General features: G+C 62.0%; 21 protein-coding genes. 6 read left to right on the forward strand and 15 right to left on the reverse strand.

Features of this window, described 5'->3' with window-relative positions:
• Window positions 1–70 precede the first annotated feature (70 nt).
• Window positions 71–2,143 carry a TonB-dependent receptor domain-containing protein gene (locus FS767_RS15570; RefSeq protein WP_144966701.1) on the reverse strand — a complete coding sequence of 691 codons (2,073 nt, stop codon included), beginning with the start codon at window positions 2,141–2,143 and terminating at the stop codon, window positions 71–73.
• Window positions 2,144–2,361: 218 nt separating this feature from the next.
• Here FS767_RS15570 and FS767_RS15575 point away from each other — a divergent pair, with 218 nt between their 5' ends.
• From FS767_RS15575 to FS767_RS15585, 3 genes are read left to right on the forward strand one after another with little or no spacing between them, the layout of a single operon-like run.
• On the forward strand, window positions 2,362–2,646 hold the full coding sequence (locus FS767_RS15575) for a helix-turn-helix domain-containing protein (protein ID WP_230380112.1): 285 nt from the start codon (window positions 2,362–2,364) through the stop codon (window positions 2,644–2,646).
• A gap of 8 nt (window positions 2,647–2,654) precedes the next feature.
• Window positions 2,655–2,996, forward strand: a complete 342-nt coding sequence (locus tag FS767_RS15580; RefSeq protein WP_144966703.1) for a head completion/stabilization protein — start codon at window positions 2,655–2,657, stop codon at window positions 2,994–2,996.
• 34 nt (window positions 2,997–3,030) lie between these two features.
• A complete protein-coding gene (locus tag FS767_RS15585; RefSeq protein ID WP_228385183.1) occupies window positions 3,031–3,351 on the forward strand; it encodes a hypothetical protein in 321 nt (106 codons plus the stop codon).
• Here the strand turns inward: FS767_RS15585 and FS767_RS15590 are convergent.
• Complete coding sequence (locus FS767_RS15590) at window positions 3,348–3,737, reverse strand: helix-turn-helix domain-containing protein (protein WP_144966707.1); 390 nt, start codon at window positions 3,735–3,737, stop codon at window positions 3,348–3,350. The genes FS767_RS15585 and FS767_RS15590 overlap by 4 nt on opposite strands.
• A 198-nt stretch (window positions 3,738–3,935) precedes the next feature.
• Between FS767_RS15590 and FS767_RS15595 the strand changes: the two genes are divergently transcribed.
• Window positions 3,936–4,196, forward strand: coding sequence for an ogr/Delta-like zinc finger family protein (locus tag FS767_RS15595; RefSeq protein ID WP_144966709.1), 261 nt, complete (start codon window positions 3,936–3,938; stop codon window positions 4,194–4,196).
• Between the two features lie 98 nt (window positions 4,197–4,294).
• On the opposite strand, the gene nuoN is transcribed toward FS767_RS15595, so the two are convergent.
• The 13 genes from nuoN to FS767_RS15660 form a co-directional block, all read right to left on the reverse strand.
• Window positions 4,295–5,764 carry an NADH-quinone oxidoreductase subunit NuoN gene (gene nuoN / locus FS767_RS15600; RefSeq protein ID WP_058605086.1) on the reverse strand — a complete coding sequence of 490 codons (1,470 nt, stop codon included), beginning with the start codon at window positions 5,762–5,764 and terminating at the stop codon, window positions 4,295–4,297.
• A 7-nt stretch (window positions 5,765–5,771) separates the two neighbouring features.
• The gene (gene nuoM, locus FS767_RS15605; RefSeq protein ID WP_023534786.1) at window positions 5,772–7,304 is read right to left on the reverse strand and encodes an NADH-quinone oxidoreductase subunit M; all 1,533 of its coding nucleotides are present in this window, start codon (window positions 7,302–7,304) and stop codon (window positions 5,772–5,774) included.
• Window positions 7,305–7,353: 49 nt separating this feature from the next.
• Window positions 7,354–9,207 (reverse strand): NADH-quinone oxidoreductase subunit L, encoded by a 1,854-nt coding sequence (gene nuoL, locus FS767_RS15610; RefSeq protein ID WP_144966711.1) that lies wholly within the window; start codon window positions 9,205–9,207, stop codon window positions 7,354–7,356.
• Window positions 9,204–9,512 carry an NADH-quinone oxidoreductase subunit NuoK gene (gene nuoK / locus FS767_RS15615; RefSeq protein WP_003251446.1) on the reverse strand — a complete coding sequence of 103 codons (309 nt, stop codon included), beginning with the start codon at window positions 9,510–9,512 and terminating at the stop codon, window positions 9,204–9,206. The genes nuoL and nuoK overlap by 4 nt, the downstream gene beginning before the upstream one ends.
• 3 nt (window positions 9,513–9,515) lie before the next feature.
• Complete coding sequence (nuoJ, locus tag FS767_RS15620) at window positions 9,516–10,016, reverse strand: NADH-quinone oxidoreductase subunit J (protein ID WP_023534783.1); 501 nt, start codon at window positions 10,014–10,016, stop codon at window positions 9,516–9,518.
• A gap of 10 nt (window positions 10,017–10,026) precedes the next feature.
• Window positions 10,027–10,575: an NADH-quinone oxidoreductase subunit NuoI gene (gene nuoI / locus FS767_RS15625; protein WP_023534793.1), complete on the reverse strand. Its 549-nt coding sequence runs from the start codon at window positions 10,573–10,575 to the stop codon at window positions 10,027–10,029.
• Window positions 10,576–10,586: 11 nt separating this feature from the next.
• A complete protein-coding gene (nuoH, locus tag FS767_RS15630; RefSeq protein WP_027916254.1) occupies window positions 10,587–11,594 on the reverse strand; it encodes an NADH-quinone oxidoreductase subunit NuoH in 1,008 nt (335 codons plus the stop codon).
• Window positions 11,591–14,305, reverse strand: coding sequence for an NADH-quinone oxidoreductase subunit NuoG (nuoG, locus tag FS767_RS15635; protein ID WP_144966713.1), 2,715 nt, complete (start codon window positions 14,303–14,305; stop codon window positions 11,591–11,593). Before nuoG ends, nuoH begins: the two co-directional genes overlap by 4 nt.
• A gap of 133 nt (window positions 14,306–14,438) precedes the next feature.
• Window positions 14,439–15,818, reverse strand: coding sequence for an NADH-quinone oxidoreductase subunit NuoF (gene nuoF, locus FS767_RS15640; protein ID WP_023534745.1), 1,380 nt, complete (start codon window positions 15,816–15,818; stop codon window positions 14,439–14,441).
• Window positions 15,815–16,312 (reverse strand): NADH-quinone oxidoreductase subunit NuoE, encoded by a 498-nt coding sequence (gene nuoE / locus FS767_RS15645; protein WP_027916252.1) that lies wholly within the window; start codon window positions 16,310–16,312, stop codon window positions 15,815–15,817. Before nuoE ends, nuoF begins: the two co-directional genes overlap by 4 nt.
• Before the next feature lie 2 nt (window positions 16,313–16,314).
• The gene (gene nuoC, locus FS767_RS15650) at window positions 16,315–18,096 is read right to left on the reverse strand and encodes an NADH-quinone oxidoreductase subunit C/D (RefSeq protein WP_023534867.1); all 1,782 of its coding nucleotides are present in this window, start codon (window positions 18,094–18,096) and stop codon (window positions 16,315–16,317) included.
• Between the two features lie 79 nt (window positions 18,097–18,175).
• A complete protein-coding gene (locus tag FS767_RS15655; protein ID WP_023534774.1) occupies window positions 18,176–18,853 on the reverse strand; it encodes an NADH-quinone oxidoreductase subunit B family protein in 678 nt (225 codons plus the stop codon).
• 9 nt (window positions 18,854–18,862) lie between these two features.
• Window positions 18,863–19,276, reverse strand: a complete 414-nt coding sequence (locus FS767_RS15660) for an NADH-quinone oxidoreductase subunit A (protein WP_008096178.1) — start codon at window positions 19,274–19,276, stop codon at window positions 18,863–18,865.
• 901 nt (window positions 19,277–20,177) lie between these two features.
• Between FS767_RS15660 and FS767_RS15665 the strand changes: the two genes are divergently transcribed.
• Together FS767_RS15665 and FS767_RS15670 are read left to right on the forward strand one after the other, a co-directional pair.
• A complete protein-coding gene (locus FS767_RS15665) occupies window positions 20,178–20,420 on the forward strand; it encodes a hypothetical protein (protein ID WP_058639792.1) in 243 nt (80 codons plus the stop codon).
• Window positions 20,421–20,573: 153 nt separating this feature from the next.
• Window positions 20,574–20,837: a DUF3077 domain-containing protein gene (locus FS767_RS15670; protein ID WP_058639791.1), complete on the forward strand. Its 264-nt coding sequence runs from the start codon at window positions 20,574–20,576 to the stop codon at window positions 20,835–20,837.
• Window positions 20,838–20,985 lie beyond the last annotated feature (148 nt).

The raw sequence follows: 20,985 nt of genomic DNA on the forward strand, positions 1-20,985 counted from the left end.
CGGCGCCACATTGCGCGGGCCAGCCGACCGGCGCAATGTCTATCAGCCAGAAAATGCTCGATTGTGGCAATCAATGGAAGGTATAGGACACTCCGGCATAGACCGCAGCGCCTTCCCCCGGGGTCGAGCGGGCAATGTCGCGCCCTGCGTCATTGAAGCCTGGGGTAACGGTCGCCGCGTAACGTTTGTTGGTCAGGTTGCGTAGATCCAGCCAGGTCTGCCAGTCACGCTGCGGCGAGTCCCAACCGAGACGGGCACCGAGCGTAGCGTAATCGTCGGCGTGGTAGCTGTTGGCATAGTCCACTTGCACCTTGGACGCCATCTGTGTGTTGAGCCCGGCGTAGAAGCCATTGGGCCAGTCGAAGCGCAACTCGGCCTGGTAGTAATGCATGGGGATGCCCGGCAGGCGGTTGTGGCCAAATTTTTCGTCGTCGCGGTAATGGAAGTCACTGAAGGTATAGGCCTGGCGCAGGCTCAGGCGGCCCATGCCTGACTGCTCCCACAGGGTGCTGTCCAGCCCGGCCTCCACGCCTTGATGCACCGTGGCGCTGGCGTTGAATTCCGAGGTGAAGTTCGGCACCAGCTCGACCGCGAGCAGTTCGTGGCGCACCTGGGAATAGTACCAGGCAAGGTCCCATCGCCCGACCGCGGATTCGCCGCGCGCACCCATCTCCAGCGTGGTGGCGGTCTGGTTCTGCATTTTGATCGGTTGAATCTGCTTGCCGCCAACGCTTGGCGCACTCCAGATCAATGACCAAGGGTGCGGCGGTTCTACCGACCGGCTGAGGTTGCCGTATACCTGCAGGTCGGGGCGTATGTCGTAGCGCAGGCCCACCCGTGGCGCATAGTCCCAGTCGTGCATGGACACCTTGCCGCCCTGGGCAGGGTAGGTCACGTCGCTCTCGCGGCGGGTATAGATCGCGGCCAGGCCTGTGGTCAGCCACACATTGGGTATCAGCTCCAGGTCGTTACCCACGTGCAACACGGTGTCTGAGCCTTGGTAGGTGAAGTCCCGGGTGCGGTCTGCGAATACGTGGCCGTTACGTGCAAACTGCGACGCGCCGCTGTTGGGCAGGTGTTTGGTGGTGCGCCAGCCGATTGTGGACTTGCTTTCGCGCCCGAACAACGTATCGCGGCGCCTGTAGTCGAGCGTGCCGCTGACGTCGGTATAGGCGACTTTCAGGCGCATGGGCCCTTCGCGAAGGTCCATGGGGTAATCGTGGTACACCAGGCCAGTTTCAAGCTTGGCGTCATCATCGAGGTAGAAGGTTGTTTTGTTGCCCACCCAAGTGCTGCCCGGTTGCGGGCGACTGTCATCGCGAGCCAGGTAGCTTGGGTTGGCTGCCTGCGGGTGGTGCTTGATCTGGTCTTTGGTCAGGCGGCCGGCCAGTTCGTTTTCGGTTTCCCGGTAACGCAGGTAGAACCGCGTTTCAAGGTTCGGGTTGAAGCGGTAGCCGATGTTGGCGGCCATCCCGCTGGCGCTGCCACTGCTGTGCCGCTGATAGCCGTTGTACTCGACGTCGGTAAGGGCCACGTAGTAATCCAGGTCACCGAGTACCTGGCCCGAACTGATGTGCCGATGCTGATAGCCCCGGCTGCCCACTTCGTAGCGTATCTGCAACGGCGCGGCATCGCGGCCCGTGTGGGTGACATAGTTGATCGCGCCGCCGAGGGCCAGGGCACCTTGATCAAAGCCATTGGCCCCCCGTAGCACTTCGGCGCGTCTCAACCATAACGGTTCGAACAGCTCGTAGGGCGTGCCACCTGGTCCAGTCAGGGGCAGGCCATCGAACAGGGTGTACACACCCGAGCCATGCGCACCCGGTGCCCGGTTGATGCCCGAGCCACGGATCGACAGCTTGATCCCATCGTTGCCTGCCGACTGGGCGAACACCCCTGGCTGGTAGGCCAGTACATCCTGGTTGCTGGCCACGCGGCCTTGTCCAATGCCGTGCATGTCCACCACGTTGCTGGCGCCCGGTATGGCCCGCAAGCGCTCACTGGCGGCGCTCAGGTCGTCCTGTTCCTCCTCGGTGATCAGCACCTGGCCCAGTTCGACCGGCGCTGCTGCCAGCGCGGGCTGGGCGGCCATGAAAACACCCAGCATACCCACGCAGGGGGTAAGGGACAAAACGCAACGCATTGTAGGGCTCCAGATAGATGGCGGACGAATATCAGCATTGAGACGAGCGAAATGGCGCTCGAAGCACGTCGAAAGTCGGCGAATCCATCGGGTTTCCAAGGCGCGCAAGTGTATGAAGTTTCTTTACAACGCCCGCCGCTAGAGCAGGCGCGTACTTGCTTCGTAAGGTGACGGCAGGCCGGCAGCATCGCCGGTCGTCACTTACTCCGAGTTCGAACATGGCTACCGATCCAAGAGGTCCACAACAATCCGTCTCAGCTAAACCCACAGGCGCGCCTACCGGCGACCCCACAATCGCCCCCGCGCGCCTGACGCCCCGCGAACAACAGGTACTGCTGTGGTGCGCCTACGGTAAGAGCTCGTGGGAAATCGGGCAGATACTGGGGTGTAAGGAGTCGACGGTGAATTTTCATGTATCCAACATCATGCGCAAATTCGATGTGCCTACCCGGGTAGGGGCAGTCATCAAGGCTATTCGTTATGGCCTTTTGGCCGAAGCGTGAGGTGATTTATGAACCATCAAGACACTGCTCGTGCTGGCGACTGCCATGACCCATTCTGGCCACGTATTGATCTGAACGGGCTGCGCAAGCGCTTGAAGTTGCAGCGAACCACGGGGGATGCGGCAATCGAGGTAGCTGCTCATTGCGCCGTGATCAAAGCCGCTCGCGAGTTTGCCAACTGGCGCGCCGCGTTGCGAAGCCTGGGCTACAGACGCCTGGATGATGTGTGCGGGCATGACCATGGGCGTGCGCTGCGCATTTGTTATCTGTGCTTCGTGGACGCGGCAATCATGCTCTACCTGGGCGTGCCCTACGTACGCTCACCACGCCGGGGTATGCGTCATGGCTGAACGACTTTACGCAGGGGGTGAATTCCACGCGGTCATGGAGCTGCTGAGCGCCGAAGCCAGCGTGTTGTTTGCCGCCTTGCTTGGCGCGTTGCTGGTCAGTGCAGCTCGAGATCGGCTGATCACCGACACGGCCAAGCGGCTTACATTGAGCAAGAAAATACTGCTGGTGTTCGTGACGGTTGGGGTAGGGCATCTGTTCGAACCCTTGATTTCGTCCATCGCGCCTTTGCTGACCCCTGGTATGTCGGCCTTCGTAGCCGCTGTCGTGGTCATTCCCATCAGCTTGAAGGTCATGGTCTGGCTGGATTCGCTGGATCCGCGGGAGCTGATTCAGCGTTGGCGCCGTCGGGGTTAAGGGGTACCGCTACCAGCCCCCTTACTGAGTTCGGTCAGTCGCTGTTCCAGCCGCTGTATCCGTTGCTTGTCCTTGATCAAAAGCAGGACGGCCTGCCGGTCAGTGGGGGACAGACTGCGCAATCGCGCCAGCAAATCCGACTCCCACTCAGCGTCGTCTTGAGGAATAAAGACAGAGTGGCCTTTGCCCAACAGCAACCAGTCAAGAGAGCACGCATAGTGCATGGCAGTTTCTACGCAAAGTGAGTACGGGACACTGTTGCGGACTTTCCAGCTGCTCAAGGTCTGCGGGCTGATCGACAACGCCCGCGAAAGCTCCGCATCGGTGTGGGTACCGGTCAGCTGCTTGAGACGGTCCATGACGGCAGCGAGCGCATGAGTACTCATAACAAATATCCATCACTGGTTTAATGATATTCCATGGGCTTAAACTACTCGTTACGAATACAGCCCTGTGCTTTAGGAGGATTCCCGCATGAGAAACTTGAAGATGAGCCACCCAGCCCTGAATTCAGCTAAAACTTACGTGGCTCTAGGATCATGCCTGCATCGTAGAAGCATGAACAATGCTAGCAGGTACTTCTCGTGAGTACTTATAAACTGGTTTGCCCGCATTGCCACAGCCGCATGCGCATACGTACCAGCGAAGGCCGTCATATTTTCCTGCGAATTGCCTATTTGCAATGCACCACCGAGGCGTGCGGTTGGTCAGTACGGGCTGAGTTCGAGATGACCCACGAGCTGTCCCCAAGCGGCATGCCCAACCCTGGCGTTTACCTCCCGCCCGCCAAGGGCGACGTGCGCAAGGCGGCATTACCGGATACAGCCGCTGAGCTGGCGCGGTGAGTGAGGCGCAACGATGTGGCCAAGGATGGCGTACGACGTTAATGGCGCGGATACAAAAACACCCCGCACAAGCGGGGTGTTTCGCGTTGCCAGACCGATCAGCCGATCAGTTGCAGGCTTGCTTGCTGGACAAGGTCCAGCAAGGGCTGTGGATACACGCCGAGAATGAACGCAAGCACGGCGACGGCCAGCAGCATGACGCCACCGGTGCGCTGTTCCCATTTCAGCGGGGCATCATGACGGCGCAGGTTCGGCTCTACCAGGTACAGGGTCACCATGACGCGCAAGTAGTAGTACACGCCAATGGCGCTACCGATTACCAGAGCACCTACTAGCCACCACAGTTGCGACTCGACACCGGTGGCAATGATGTAGAACTTGCCGATGAAGCCAGCGGTGAGCGGGATGCCGGCCAGCGAAAGCATCATCACGGTCAGCACGGCAGTCAGGTAAGGGCGACGCCAGAACAGGCCGCGGTACTCGTACAGCGCGTCAGCGTCGCGGCCACCGTAGGGCGACGACATCAGGGTGATGACACCGAACGCCCCCAGGCTGGTAAGCACGTAGGTAACCAGATAGACGCCCATGGCCTCCAGCGCCAAGCCCTTGCTGGCGACCAGCGCGATCAGCAGGTAGCCGAAATGGGCGATGGACGAGTAACCCAGCAGGCGCTTGAGGTTGTTCTGGGTCAACGCCAACAGGTTGCCGACCAGGATCGACGCCACGGCGATCACTGCAAGCACCGTGCTCAGCACACCGCTGCTGGCGGCAGGGGAGAGCATGAACAGGCGGATGACCACCGCGAAGACCGCTACTTTGCTGGCCGTGGCGAGGAACGCTGCGACCGGCGCCGGGGCACCTTCGTACACATCGGGCGTCCACAGGTGGAACGGTACCAGCGACAGCTTGAACGCCAGCCCGACCAGCATCATGCCCAGACCCAGTTGAGCCAGCAGGCTCGGCATGCTGGTGGCAGCCAGCGCCTTGCCCAGCTGGTCGAAGGTCAGGCTACCGGCGTCTGCGTACAGCAGCGCCATGCCGAACAGCAGGAAGGCCGAACCTGCGGCCGACAGCACCATGTACTTGATGCCGGCTTCAAGCGAGCGCTTGTTGAAGAAGGCGTAGGCCACCAGGCCATAGACCGGTACCGACAGCAACTCCAGGCCAATGAACAGGCCCGCCAGGTGGTTGGCGCTGACCAGCACCAGCCCGCCCAGTGCCGACATCAGCAGCAGCAGGTACAGCTCTTCGCGGTTGCCCGGGAAACCCTTGGCGCCTTCGCCCAGGTAGGCATGGGCCAGCGTCACGCACGCCAGGGTCGCGACCAGCATGATTGCCATGTACAGGCAGGCGAACTTGTCGATGGTGATCAGCGACGTGACCGCCAGGGGCGCGACCTTCAATGCCGGCAGGATCGAGAGCAGGGCCAGGTTCAGCCCCACAGTGGACAGCAGGAATGTCTGCGAGTGATTGCGCTTCCAGGCGATCGCCAGCATCACCACCACCGTGGTGATGGTGGTGATCAGCATCGGCGCCAATGCGATGAAGTGTTGAGTGGTGAATTCCATAGCGCTCTTACCGGGCCGAAGCGAGTTGAGTGAAAGCGGAACCGAGCCACTGCTGCACACCACTCATGGTGGCGGCAGAGGTGTCGAGGAACGGCTGTGGATACACGCCCAGCAGCACCAGCAGTACCGCCAGGCCCAGCACCATGACCAGCTCGCGGGTGTCCATGCCGGCCAGTACGGTGTCCGATTTGCTCGGGCCGAAGTAGGCGCGGTGAATCATGATCAGCGAGTAGACCGAGCCGAACACCAGGCCAGTGGTGGCGATGACGGTGATCCACGGCACGTGTACGAAGCTGCCGATCAGGATCAGGAACTCACCCACGAAGTTGCCGGTACCTGGCAGCCCCAGGGAGGCGGCAGCGAAGAACAGGCTGATGGCAGGCAAGTAGGCGATGCGGTGCCACAGCCCGCCCATCTGGCGCATGTCACGGGTGTGCAGACGCTCGTACAGCTGGCCGGACAGGATGAACAGCGCGGCAGCCGACAGGCCGTGAGCCAGCATCTGGATGACCGCACCTTGCAGTGCTTGCTGGCTACCGGAATAGATGCCGATCAGCACGAAGCCCATGTGCGAGACGCTGGAGAAGGCGATCAGGCGCTTGATGTCGGTCTGGGCAAAGGCCAGGAAGGCGCCGTAGAAGATGCCGATCAGGCCCAGGGTCATGGCGATGGGCGCGAACTCTGCCGATGCATTGGGGAACAGCGGCAGGGCAAAGCGCAGCAGGCCATAGGCCGCGGTCTTGAGCAGGATACCGGCCAGGTCCACGGAGCCTGCAGTTGGCGCCTGGGCGTGGGCATCGGGCAACCAGGAGTGGAACGGTACCACCGGCAGCTTCACGGCAAAGGCAATGAAGAAGCCCAGCATCAGCAGGTACTCGGTACCGGCCGGCAGGTCGGCTTTAAGCAGGTCGCTGTAGTTGAAGGTGATCACACCGGTGTTGGTGTAGTTGACCAGGACCAGGCCCAGGATCGCCACCAGCATGATCAGGCCGCTGGCCTGGGTGAAGATGAAGAACTTGGTCGCCGCGTAGATGCGCGTCTTCTTGCCGTCCGCCGAGCTATGACCCCAGAGCGCGATGAGGAAGTACATCGGCACCAGCATCATTTCCCAGAAGAAGAAGAACAGGAACAGGTCCAGCGCCAGGAACACACCGACCACACCGCCCAGGATCCACATCAGGTTCAGATGGAAGAAACCGACATGGCGCTGGATCTCTTTCCAGGAGCACAGCACCGACAGCACGCCCAGCAGGCCTGTGAGCAGAATCATCAGCAGCGACAGGCCGTCGAGCGCCAGGTGGATGCTGATGCCGAAGCGCTGGATCCACTGGACTTTGTATTCCAGGGCCCATGCAGGCTCAGCGCCCGGGGCGGGGGCAAGGGTGTAGTCGCCGTTCGCCCACAGCCACAGGCCGATGCCGAGCAACAGGGACATGGTCAGCAGCGCGATCCAGCGCGGCAGGGTAGCGCCGAAGCGCTCGCCCAGCCAGCACAGGAAGCCGCCGATGAAGGGGATCAGGATCAGCCAAGGCAAAATCATGACGGGTTGGTTTCCTTTTGCAGGGTCGCAAGGTTCGCAAGGTTCATGGTCATACCGCGGCCACCACCACAGCGCCAAGTACCAGCACTGCGCCAATGGCGATGGAGGCGGTGTACCAGCGCAGCTGGCCCGTCTCTGTCTTGGTCATGGCCACGTGGCCACCGCGAGCCAGGCGAGGAATCAGGCCGATACCGCGGTCAACCGGGTCTTTGCGCAGCAGGTGGCTGATCAGCAGGTAGGGCTTGACGAACAGCTTGTCGTAGATCCAGTCAAAGCCCCAGGCCGCGAACCACCAGGCCGACAGCACGCGGCCGATGCCACTGTTGGCCACCGCGCTGACGAAGCTGCGCTTGCCCAGGAACAGCAAGGCGGCGAGCAGGATACCGGCAATGGCGATGGCGCCCGAGGTGATCTCAAGGGCATGCTTGGCTTCACCGCCGGCATGGCCTGCGCTCTGTGGCAACACATCAGCCAGCGGCGGGGTGATCCATGCGCCGACGAAGGTCGACAGCACGATCAGCACGCCCAGTGGCAGCCAATGGCTGATGCCGTGGCCGGCATGAGCTTCGGTCTTCGCTTCGCCGTGGAAGGCGATGAAGATCAGGCGGAAGGTGTACAGCGAGGTCATGAAGGCGCCGACCAGACCGGCGTAAAGCAGGCCGGAGTTGCCGCTGGCGAAGGCTTCCCACAGGATCTCGTCCTTGGAGTAGAAGCCCACGGTCACGATCGGCAAGGCCGCCAGGGCAGCGCCACCGACCACGAAACTGGCGTAGGCCAGGGGCAGTTTCTTCCACAGGCCGCCCATCTTGAAGATGTTCTGCTCGTGGTGGCAGGCCACGATGACGGCACCCGAGGCCAGGAACAGCAGCGCCTTGAAGAAGGCGTGGGTCATCAGGTGGAAAATCGCCGCATCCCAGGCGCCGACACCCAGGGCCAGGAACATGTAGCCGATCTGGCTCATGGTCGAGTAGGCCAGGATACGCTTGATGTCGGTTTGCACCAGCGCAGCGAAGCCCGCCAGCACCAGGGTCACGCCACCCACCACGCCCACCAGGTGCAGGATGTCCGGCGCCAGCAGGAACAGGCCATTGGTACGGGCGATCAGGTAGACACCGGCCGTGACCATCGTCGCCGCGTGGATCAGCGCCGACACTGGGGTCGGGCCGGCCATGGCGTCTGCCAACCAGGTCTGCAGCGGTAGCTGCGCGGATTTGCCCACGGCGCCGCCCAGCAGCATCAGCGTTGCCAGCACCATCCAGGTATCACCGGCCTGGAATCTCTGCGGTGCCAGCACCAGCAGTTCCTGGACGTTCAGCGTGCCCAGCTGGGCGAACAGGATGAACAGGCCGATGGCCATGAACACGTCGCCAATCCGGGTGACGATGAAGGCCTTGAGCGCTGCGTTACCGTTGTTGCGGTTGCTGTAGTAGAAACCGATCAACAGGTAGGAACACAGGCCCACGCCTTCCCAACCGAAGTAGATGAACAGCAGGTTGTCGCCCAGGATCAGGAACAGCATGCTGGCGATAAACAGGTTGGTGTACGAGAAGAACCGCGAGTAGCCGGTCTCGCCACGCATGTACCAGGACGCGAACAAGTGGATCAGGAAGCCTACACCCGTCACTACGCCCAGCATGGTGACCGACAGGCCATCAAGGTACAGGGTGAAGTTCGGTGCAAAACCATCCACCGACATCCACTGCCACAGCAGCTGGCTGTACGCACCGCCTTCAGGCGGGGCGACGTTGAACTGCCAGATCACGTAGGCGGCCGTGGCCGCCGACAGGCCTACCGAACCGACGCCGATCAGGGCGGACAGGTTCTCCGAGAACCTCCCGCGCGAGAACGACAGCAGCACAAAGCCGATGAGGGGAAAGACGAAAGTCAGGAAGAGAAGGTTCATCCGCGCATCTCACTGGCAGCATCGATGTCGAGAGTGTGGAAGCGGCGATACAGCTGCAGCAGGATGGCCAGGCCAATGCTGGCCTCGGCTGCTGCCAGGCTGATCACCAGAATGAACATCACCTGGCCATCGGGTTGGACCCAACGGGCACCGGCGACGACGAACGCCAGGGCAGAAGCGTTCATCATGACTTCCAGGCTCATGAGCACGAAGAGGATGTTGCGGCGGACCATCAGGCCAACCAGACCTAAGCAGAACAGGATGCCGGCGACGGCCAGACCATGTTCGAGAGGGATAGCACCCATGATTTACTCCTTCGCCTCATTGCGGCCCAGGTGGAAGGCGGTGACAGCTGCCGCGAGCAGCAGCATCGACGCCAGTTCGACCACCAGCAGGTAGGGGCCGAACAGGCTCACACCCACTGCTTTCGGGCCCACGGTGGTACCGCTGATGGCAGCGCCGCTGGGTGCGACGAACAGCACGTACAGCAGCTCCACCAGCAACAGGGCGCCGAGGATCACCGGCCCTGCCCAGATACCGGGCTTGAGCCAACCGCGCTCCTGGGCGACTGACGCTGGCCCCAGGTTGAGCATCATCACCACGAAGACGAACAGCACCATGATGGCGCCGGCATAGGCGATCACTTCCAGGGCGCCCGCGAACGGCGCGCCAAGGGAAAAGAAGATCATCGCCACGGAAATCAGCGAGATGATCAGGTAGAGCAGGGCGTGCACGGGGTTTGTGCCGGTCACCACCCGAAGGGTGGAGACCACGGCGATCCCGGATGCGAAGTAGAAAGCGAATTCCATCTTTCTGTCCTTATGGGAGCAAGCTCTTCACGTTGATCGGCTCGGCTTCGTTCTGCGCAGCGCCTTTCGGCTTGCCAGCGATCGCCATGCCCGCAACACGGTAGAAGTTGTAGTCAGGGTTCTTGCCGGGGCCGGAGATCAGCAGATCTTCTTTCTCGTACACCAGGTCCTGACGCTTGAACTCGGCCATTTCGAAATCCGGAGTCAGCTGGATTGCGGTGGTCGGGCACGCTTCTTCGCACAGGCCGCAGAAGATGCAACGCGAGAAGTTGATGCGGAAGAACTCCGGGTACCAACGGCCGTCGTCGGTTTCTGCCTTCTGCAGCGAGATGCAGCCCACCGGGCAGGCTACCGCGCACAGGTTGCAGGCCACGCAGCGCTCTTCGCCGTCGGGGTCGCGGGTCAGGACGATGCGGCCACGGTAGCGTGGCGGCAGGTACACGGGTTCTTCGGGGTACTGCAGGGTGTCGCGCTTGCGGAACCCGTGGGAGAACACCATGGCCAGGCTGCGCAGCTGGGTGCCGGTGCCCTTAACGATGTCGCCGATATACTTGAACATGGGTCAAATCCTCACTGGGCCGCGACGGCTGGCGTGTTGTAAAGCACGATCGCAGCGGTCACCAGCAAATTGATCAGGGTCAGCGGCAGGCAGAACTTCCAGCTGAAGTCCATCACCTGGTCATAGCGTGGGCGCGGAATGGAGGCGCGCAGCAGGATGAACAGCATGATGAAGAACGCGGTCTTCAGGGCGAACCACAGGAACGACAGTTGCGGCAGGATGCCGAACGGGCCGTGCCAGCCGCCGAAGAACAGGGTGACCAGCAGCGCCGAGATGAGGATGATGCCGATGTACTCACCGACGAAGAACATGCCCCATTTCATGCCGGCATACTCGATGTGGTAGCCGTCGGCCAGTTCCTGTTCCGCTTCCGGCTGGTCGAAGGGGTGACGGTGAGTCACGGCCACGCCAGCGATGAAAAAGGTGCAGAAGCCGAAGAACTGCGGAATGATGAACCACAGGTTCTGCGCCTGGTACTCGACGATGTCGCGCATGTTGAACGAGCCGACCTGCACCACCACGCCCATCAGCGCCAAGCCCAGGAACACTTCGTACGACACGGTCTGGGCCGAGGCCCGCAAGCTGCCGAGCAAGGCGTACTTGTTGTTCGAGGACCAGCCGGCAAACAGCACGGCATACACCGACAGACCAGCCATGGCGAAGAAGAACAGCAGGCCGATGTTCAAGTCGGCCACGCCCCAGGTCGGGGTGATCGGGATGACCACGAAGGCGATCAGCAGGGCGCTCATGGCCACGACCGGTGCCAGGGTGAAGATCACGCGGTCGACGAAGGGCGGGTTCCAGTCTTCCTTGAAGAACATCTTGAGCATGTCGGCAGCGATCTGGAACATGCCGAACGGGCCGACGCGGTTCGGACCGTAACGGTCCTGCCACCAGCCCAGCAGGCGCCGCTCGATGAAGCTGAGCAGCGCGCCGCAGACCACCACCGCCAGCAGGACCACGATGGCCCGTAGCACGGTGAGGATCACGTCGATCACTTCGGGGGTGAACCAGCTCATTGTGCTGCCTCCTGCAGGCCTTCGACGGATGCCCCGAACACGGCTGGCGGGATGCCGGCCAGGCCCTTGGGCAGCGCGACCAGGCCAGCGCCCAGCGCTTCATTGATACGCAGCGGCAAGCGTAGCGCCACACCCGCGACGTTCAGGTCCAGCAGGGCGCCTTCGTTGACGCCCAGGCGATCGGCTTCGGACTTGGCCAGAGCCACGTAGGCAGCCGGAATGCGCTCTTGCACTGGCGCGGCACGCGAGGAGCTTTCTTCGCTGCCGAACAGGTGGAAGAACGGTACCGCCGTCCAGGTGCCGCGGGCCGGGTTGAAGGCGCCAGGCACCGTGGTGAACCAGGCCAGGCCATCACCTTTGGATTCGATCAGGCGCACGCCGGGGTCGCCGGCACGCAAGTGGCCGCCCACCTCGTCCTGAAACTTGTTCCAGGCCTGGGGCGAGTTCCAGCCTGGCGACCAGGCGAACGGGACCTGCTGACGTGGCTCGGCCGAGCCCGAATACCCTTCCATCGAGAAGGCAAAGGCCGTATCGCGGTCTTGCGGGGTGCGCGGCTCGTGCACGCTGATGTTGGCGCGCATGGCGGTGCGACCGGAGTAGCGCAGCGGCTCGCGGGCAAGCTTCAGGCCCTTGATGCGGAAGGCGGCGCTTGGCGCGGCGTCGACGATGCCAGCCAGTTGCGGGGCCGCCTGGGCGCAGGCGTGGGTCACGTGGTCCAGTTGGGTCCAGTCCACGGGCTTGGCCAGCAAGGTTGCACGCAGGGCGTGCATCCAGCGCCAGCCTTCGTGGACCTGGATGCTGCTGTCCAGGTACTGCGGGTCGAACACCTGGAAGAAGCGCTGGGCACGGCCTTCCTGGCTGACCAGGGTGCCGTCGCCTTCGGCGAAGGAAGCGGCTGGCAGTACCAGGTGAGCGCGCTCGACCGTTGGGGTTCTGGAGTGATCGGCAACGATGACCACTTTGGCCGCGGCCAGGGCAGCGTCCACTTTGGCCGCAGGCACACGGGCGTAGAGGTCGTTTTCCAGCACCACGATGGCGTCGGCCTTGCCGTCGATGACCGCATCCAGTGCAGCATCGACCGACTCGCCACCGAGCATGGCCAGGCCAAGGCTGTTGGCTTCAGGTACCACCAAGCTCAGCGAGCCTTGTTTGTCGCGCAGCTTCAGGGCTTTGGCGATGTTGGCAGCGGCTTCGATCAGCGAGGCATCGGCCAGCGAGGTGCCGGCAATCACCAGCGGGCGCTTGGCTGCGATCAGCGCATCGGCGATGCGCTGGGCCAGGGCCTTGGCCTCGTCGTCCAGGCCGGCGACGGCGGGTGCACTTGGGTCGATGGCATGGGCCACGGCAAAACCAAGGCGGGCCAGGTCTGCCGGGGCTGCATGCACGCATTCCTCAGCCACGTCGTCGAGCTTGGTCTCGGCCAGGCTGGCGATGAACAGGGGGTACAGCGCATGCTGACCGATGTTCTTGACGGCGGCGTCGAGCCACGGCTGAACCTTCATCGCCTCGGCCATGGCCTCGGCCTTGCCCTTGGTGGCCTGGCGCACGGCCAGGGCGACACGGGCAGCGGTCTGGGTCAGGTCTTCACCGAGCACGAATACCGCGTCGTGGTCTTCGATGTCGCGCAGGGTCGGAACGGGCAGGGGGCTGTTGTTCAGCACTTCCAGCGCCAAGCGCACGCGCGCCAGTTCACCGGCTTCCATCCCACAGTGGAAATACTCGGCACCGACCAGCTCGCGCAGGCCATAGTTGCTTTCCAGGCTGGCGCGTGGCGAACCGATACCGACGATGGTGCGGCCGCGCAGCAGGTCGGCGGCTTTGTCCAGGGCGGCGTCCAGGCCCAGCTTGGTGCCGTCGGCCAGTTGCGCCTGACGAGGACGATCCGTGCGGTTGACGTAGCCATAGCCGAAGCGGCCCCGGTCGCACAGGAAGTACTGGTTCACCGAGCCGTTGAAACGGTTCTCGATGCGGCGAAGTTCACCGTAACGCTCGCCTGGGCTGATGTTGCAGCCACTGGAGCAACCGTGGCAGATGCTCGGGGCAAACTGCATGTCCCACTTGCGGTTGTAGCGTTCGGAGTGGGTCTTGTCGGTGAACACGCCGGTTGGGCAGACTTCGGTCAGGTTGCCCGAGAACTCGCTTTCCAGCACGCCGTCTTCGACGCGGCCGAAATAGACGTTGTCATGGGCGCCATAGACACCCAGGTCGGTGCCACCGGCATAGTCCTTGTAGTAACGCACGCAGCGGTAGCAGGCGATGCAGCGGTTCATCTCATGGGCGATGAACGGGCCTAGGTCCTGGTTCTGGTGGGTGCGCTTGGTGAAGCGATAGCGGCGCTCGTTGTGGCCGGTCATCACCGTCATGTCTTGCAGGTGGCAGTGACCGCCTTCCTCGCACACGGGGCAGTCGTGCGGGTGGTTGGTCATCAGCCATTCGACGACGCTGGCGCGAAACGCCTTGGACTCGTCATCGTCGATGGAGATCCAGGTGCCGTCGGATGCAGGCGTCATGCAGGACATGACGATACGCCCGCGGGTGTCGTTCTCGTCGGTGTACTGCTTGACCGCGCACTGGCGGCAGGCACCGACGCTGCCAAGCGCCGGGTGCCAGCAGAAATAAGGGATGTCGAGGCCAAGTGACAGACAGGCCTGTAACAGGTTGTCTGCACCGTTGACTTCGAGCGCTTTGCCGTCTACGTGGATAGTGGCCATTGTTCAAAGTTCTTCGTTGGCCCGCGTGAGCAGGCGTGGCTAATGGAAATCGGTAAGCCTGCGACACGCCGCGATCGGGTCGGGCCTGTCGGCAAGCTGGCGGGTGGCACGGACCACCCGCTGGAACATGTTGTTATGCGCCGACTACGGTCGGCCCTGCCTGAAGCGGTCTTGCCAGGTCAGGGCGCAACGCCTCGCCAGCGACGACCGGCGCGACACCGGCCTCGAACTCCGAGCGGAAGTACTTGATGGCACTGCCAAGCGGCTCCACCGCACCCGGTGCGTGGGCGCAGAAGGTACGGCCTGGGCCCAGGAAGTTGACCAGCCCCAGCAGGGTCTCGATGTCTTCGGCACGGCCCTGGCGGTTTTCCAGGGCGCGCAGCATCTTCACGCTCCATGGCAGGCCGTCACGGCACGGTGTGCACCAGCCGCACGACTCACGGGCGAAGAACTCCTCCATGTTGCGCAGCAGCGAGACCATGCTGACGCTGTCGTCCACCGCCATGGCAAGGCCAGTCCCCATGCGGGTCCCGACCTTGGCGATACCGCCTGCGTACATCTGCGCGTCCAGGTGCTCGGGCAGCAGGAAGCCGGTGCCGGCGCCGCCTGGCTGCCAGCACTTGAGCCGGAAGCCGTCGCGCATGCCGCCAGCGTAGTCCTCGAACAGTTCGCGTGCGGTGACACCGAACGGCAGTTCCCACAGGCCTGGGTTCTTGACCTTGCCGGAGAAGCCCATCAGCTTGGTGCCATGGTCTTCACTGCCCTCGCGGGCCAGCGACTTGTACCAGTCGTTGCCGTTGGCGACGATGGCCGGCACGTTGCACAGGGTCTCGACGTTGTTCACGCAGGTCGGCTTGCCCCATACGCCCACGGCGGCAGGGAAGGGCGGCTTGGAGCGCGGGTTGGCGCGGCGACCTTCGAGCGAGTTGATCAGCGCGGTTTCTTCGCCGCAGATGTAGCGGCCTGCACCGGTGTGCACGAACAGCTCGAAATCGAAACCGCTGCCCAGGACGTTCTTGCCCAGCAGGCCAGCGGCCTTGGCTTCATCGATGGCGCGGTTGAGGTTTTTCGCCGCAGTGGTGTATTCGCCGCGCAGGAAGATGTAGCCGCGGTAGGCCTTCAGCGCGCGGGCGCTGATCAGCATGCCTTCGATCAGCAGATGGGGCTGTTGCTCCATCAGCATGCGGTCCTTCCAGGTGTTGGGCTCCATTTCATCGGCGTTACACAGCAGGTAACGGATGTTCATGGATTCATCCTTGGGCATCAGGCCCCACTTCACCCCGGTGGGGAAGCCAGCGCCACCACGGCCCTTGAGGCCGGAGTCCTTGACGCTTTGCACGATCTCGTCAGCCGACATCTGCGCTAGCGCCTTGCGGGCAGCGGCGTAGCCGTTCTTCGATTCGTACTCGGCCAGCCAGACCGGCTCGCCGTCTTCACGCAGGCGCCAGGTCAGCGGATGGGTTTCAGCCGAGCGCGCGATGCGGTTGGCCGGGCCGAAGGAAGTGATGGTCATGCGTAACCCTCCAGCAGCTTGGAGACGCCAGCAGGCTGCACGTCGCCAAAGGTGTCGTCATCGATCATCAGCGCCGGGGCCTTGTCGCAGTTCCCCAGGCAGCAGACCGGCAGCAGGGTGAAGCGGCCATCGGCAGTGGTTTGACCCAGGCCGATGCCCAGCTCGCTCTGGATCTGGCTGACCACCGACTCGTGGCCGCCGATGTAGCACACCATGCTGTCGCACACGCGGATGATGTGGCGGCCGACCGGCTGGCGGAAGATCTGGCTGTAGAAGGTGGCGACGCCTTCGACGTCGCTGGCCGGGATACCCAGCACCTCGCCGATGGCGTGAATGGCGCCGTCCGGCACCCAGCCACGGGCTTTCTGCACGATCTTCAGGGCTTCGATGGACGCCGCACGCGGGTCCTCGTAGTGGTGCATTTCATGCTCGATGGCCGAGCGCTCGGTTTCGCTCAGGGCGAAACGGTCTGTCTGGATAAGCGTGCTGTTCATGCTTAGCGGTCCACGTCAGCCATAACGAAGTCGATACTGCCCAGGTACGCAATGAGGTCGGCGACCATGCTGCCTTTGATCACCGAAGGGATCTGCTGCAGGTGCGGGTAGCTCGGGGTGCGGATCCGGGTGCGGTAGCTCATGGTGCCGCCGTCGCTCGTCAGGTAGTAACTGTTGATGCCCTTGGTCGCCTCGATCATCTGGAACGACTCGTTGGCCGGCATGACCGGGCCCCACGACACTTGCAGGAAGTGGGTGATCAAGGTCTCGATGTGCTGCAGGGTGCGCTCTTTGGGCGGCGGCGTGGTCAGCGGGTGGTCCGCCTTGTATGGGCCTTCCGGCATGTTGCGCAGGCACTGGTCGATGATGCGGATACTCTGGCGCATCTCCTCGACGCGGACCATGCAGCGATCGTAGGCATCGCCGTTGTGGGCCAGCGGCACTTCGAACTCGAAGTTCTCGTAGCCGGAGTAGGGGCGTGCCTTGCGCAGGTCGAAGTCGCAACCGGTGGAGCGCAGGCCGGCACCCGTAGTACCCCAGGCCAGCGCCTCTTGCGTGTTGTAGGCGGCCACGCCAATGGTACGGCCCTTGAGAATGCTGTTCTGCAGGGCGGCCTTGGTGTATTCGTCCAGGCGCTTGGGCAGCCACTCGACGAAATCCTTGACCAGCTTGTCCCAGCCACGCGGCAGGTCGTGGGCGACGCCACCGATACGGTACCAGGCCGGATGCAGCCGGAAACCGGTGATCGCTTCGATCACCGTGTACGCGCGCTGGCGGTCGGTGAAGGTGAAGAACACCGGGGTCATGGCGCCCACGTCCTGGATGTAGGTGCCCAGGAACAGCAGGTGGCTGGTGATACGGAAGAATTCGGCGAGCATGATGCGAATCACGTCGACCTTCTGCGGCACCTGGATGCCGGCCAGCTTTTCTACCGCCAGGACGTACGGCAGGTTGTTCATCACACCGCCGAGGTAGTCGATACGGTCGGTGTAGGGAATGAAGCTGTGCCAGGACTGACGTTCGGCCATCTTCTCGGCACCACGGTGGTGGTAGCCAATGTCCGGTACGCAGTCGACGATTTCTTCACCATCGAGCTGCAGGACGATACGGAAGGCACCGTGGGCAGACGGGTGGTTGGGGCCAAGGTTGAGGAACATGTAGTCCTCGTTGGCGCCCTGACGCTTCATGCCCCAGGCCTCTGGGTTGAAGCGCGCCGACTCTTCCTCAAGCTGCTGCTTGGCCAGGGTCAGGCTGTAGGGGTCGAACTCGGTGGCGCGGGCCGGGTAGTCCTTGCGCAGTGGGTGACCTTCCCAGGTCGGCGGCATCATGATGCGGCTCAGGTGCGGGTGGCCGGCGAAATCGATGCCGAACATGTCCCACACTTCACGCTCGTACCAGTTGGCGTTGGGCCAGATGCTGGTCACCGACGGCAGGTTCAGGTCGCCTTCGCTGAGCGAGACCTTGATCATCACATCGCTGTTACGCTCGATCGACAGCAGGTGGTAGAACACGCTGAAGTCGGCGGCAGGCAGGCCACGGCGCTGGGTGCGCAGGCGTTCGTCGACCCCGTGCAGGTCGTACAGCATGCTGTAGGGCTTGGCCACGCCACGCAGGAAGCTCAGCACTTCCTTGAGTTGGGCGCGCTTGACCCACAGCACGGGCATCCCGGTGCGGGTTTCCTGGGCGACGAATGCTTCGGCGCCAAAACGGTTGTGCAATTCGACGACCACATCTTGGTCGTTTGCCTTGTAGGGCGGAATGTAAATAGCGTTGTCCGCTGTCATGGTCTCGGTCGCTTTGGGTCAACGTTAAGAATGAAGCCAGGCCGCCGGCACCCTCGGGCACCGGCGGCAGGTCGCTGGATCAGACTTCGTCGGGGCTGCGCAGGTTGGTGACGGCAATGCGCTGTTCACGACGCAGCTCTTTCTGGGCAGGCATCTCGGCACGGTAAATGCCTTGATCCCCCACGACCCAGGAAAGCGGACGTCGCTCTTGGCCGATCGACTCCTGCAGCAGCATCAAGCCTTGCAGGAAAGCCTCAGGGCGTGGCGGACAGCCGGGCACGTAGACGTCCACGGGGAGGAACTTGTCGACCCCCTGAACGACCGAGTAGATGTCATACATGCCGCCGGAGTTGGCGCACGAACCCATGGAAATGACCCATTTGGGCTCGAGCATCTGCTCGTAGAGGCGCTGGATGATCGGCGCCATCTTGATGAAGCAGGTACCGGCAATGACCATGAAGTCGGCCTGGCGCGGCGAGGCCCGGATGACTTCGGCGCCGAAGCGGGCGATGTCGTGGGGCGCCGTGAAGGCCGTGGTCATTTCCACGTAGCAGCAGGACAGGCCGAAGTTGTACGGCCACAGGGAGTTCTTGCGGCCCCAGTTGACGGCGCCACGTAGCACATCTTCGAGCTTGCCCATGAAGATGTTCTTGTGGACCTGGTCTTCGAGCAGTTGATCGGTGACGGTTTCCCGTTCACCAACCGGATACTGCTCGTTGGGTGCGTCCGGATCGATTCTGGTGAGATTGTATTGCATGCCAAAGCCTCATTGTTTCAGCTTCGCTTGCCGCTTGCGGCGACCTTCGGGTGCCCAGTCAAGGGCCCCGACGCGCCATAGGTAGACAAGACCTGCCAACAGAATTGCTATGAAAACGAGTGCTTCGACGAACCCGGTCCAGCCGCTTTCGCGGACGGACACAGACCATGCAAAGAGAAAGAGGGCTTCGATATCGAAGATCACGAAGAGCATCGCGACCAGATAGAATTTTGCCGACAGGCGCAGGCGCGCGCTGCCGGTGGGCAGCATGCCGGATTCGAAGGGTTCGTTCTTGGCGCGGCCCCAGGCCTTGCTGCCGAGCAGGCTGGACAGGCCGAGCATGAAGGCGCACAGGCCGACGACACCCAGAAGGAAGATGGCAAAGCCCCAGTTGTGGGCGATGAGTCCTGCCGAATCGGACATGCTTTAAATCCTTATACAGAGACCCAGCTCTGCAGTCTGAAATAAGTGTAGAGCGGCGACGTGGTGTCGCACTTGCAGTGACCAAATGTCGCAGCTGAATCAATCCTGCTGATTTTATGGGTAAACCCGGGCCAAGTAAAATTTCCGTAGCAAATTTATTCGCAGGGTCAACAACATAATCGGCGTGTAACTGGCTGAAAGCCTTGAAATTCGGGCATTGCGCGCGCTTTTGTTAATTATGTTTCTTGCGAGTGGTAACGAATTACGAATTGAGTAATGATAATTAATATCATTTGGACTGATGCCGCTTATTTGGTCCGTTCTGCGCCTTGTAAAGTTCATCTGCAGATTTCCTCTGCTTGCAAATGCGAAAAGCTCGTGTTCTAGCACTTATCAACCCGCTGGGTACCGCCCTGGGTCAATACTAAAGCGCGTTTGCGGTGGTGGGGTCGCGCGTGGCGCTGTGCCTGCAAGCATAGACCAGGGTGCTCTGATTGCTCCTCGTCGTGGCTGCACGCGCTGGAAGGGCAGCGCTCGCTCTAGGCGACATCGCATACGCAGAGCGGGCTCAGCGCCAGGTGCAGTGAGGCGATGGGTCACTGGAATGTCGGATTTAACCCCTTCCCTGTAGGGCATTTCCCAAACATACTCTTGCCGCCTGTTTTCCGTTGCGGCTGTTCGGGTAGCGCTCTAGTCTCGGCCTGTCGTTGCTCATCAACGACACAGCTTTGACAGGCTGTGACGGTAAATAGTGCGCGGCTTTCCTATATGGTGGCTGTGCGTGCGGGCACGCTTGCGTGCGCCGGAACTTAGCTATTTCCGCCGGTCTGTCAACCCACGTACAGCTGCCGCCCTTCTGTTTGACAGCAGGTGGGTGGCCAGCCATAGAAGGTAAATAGCTATGTTGAAGATAGTCCCCGATCCACCTCGCATCTCTCATTCCCTCGAAGACACCCTGATCCAGGCCACCGACCACGCACTCTGCGCAGCGACCGTGGTGCATCAAGCCTTGCTCCAACAGCCCAAGTCCCCTGCATCGATCCTCATGATGACCTCGATGCATGAACTCGAAGCGCTTCGGGCTTTGCTTGAGTCGGCCTTGATTCAGGTGCAGATGCCAGCCGGTGCCAAGCCTTTGCACTGAGGCTGATCGATGTGTAGCGACAGCCGGCCTTTGGCGGGTAAGTCCACGCCTACGCAATCACCGCAGCCTGCAATGTTCCACATTGACGGCGGGAGCGGATCTGCCCGCATCGGGGGCCGGCCATGCAGTCGGAAATTTCCAGGGGATTCAACCATGACCACAGAAGACACCCAGTTCACCGTCGGTCAAACAACTTTTTGCCAAGGTGAAAACGGCACGCACGCGTTGTTTCGCATCGAGCCCGGCATACCGTGCCGGGATGCTCGCGAGCAGTCGTCAGAGTTGATGGGTTACGTTCGCGAACTGACCATCATTGGCCTGACGGAGGACAGGCCAATGATGATCTGGGCGGCCCACTACCTCAGCGCCATGGCCAAGGCATTGATGGATGATGCCGAGCTGGGCATGGCCCAGTGAGGTACTGTGCGGTCACATGTCTAGATGCAGTTTTGCATGGAGAGAGCTCAGCTGGCAGCTGAGTAGTCATTGCTTGATGCCTGCATGCCGTTGCAGGTGCAGTGTATGCCTGCTTGTGTCAGGTGCATGAGACAAAGCCCCAAGCTTA

The organism is Pseudomonas sp. DE0010, from assembly GCF_007680745.1.
In the GTDB taxonomy this organism is placed as follows: Bacteria; Pseudomonadota; Gammaproteobacteria; order Pseudomonadales; family Pseudomonadaceae; genus Aquipseudomonas; species Aquipseudomonas parafulva_B.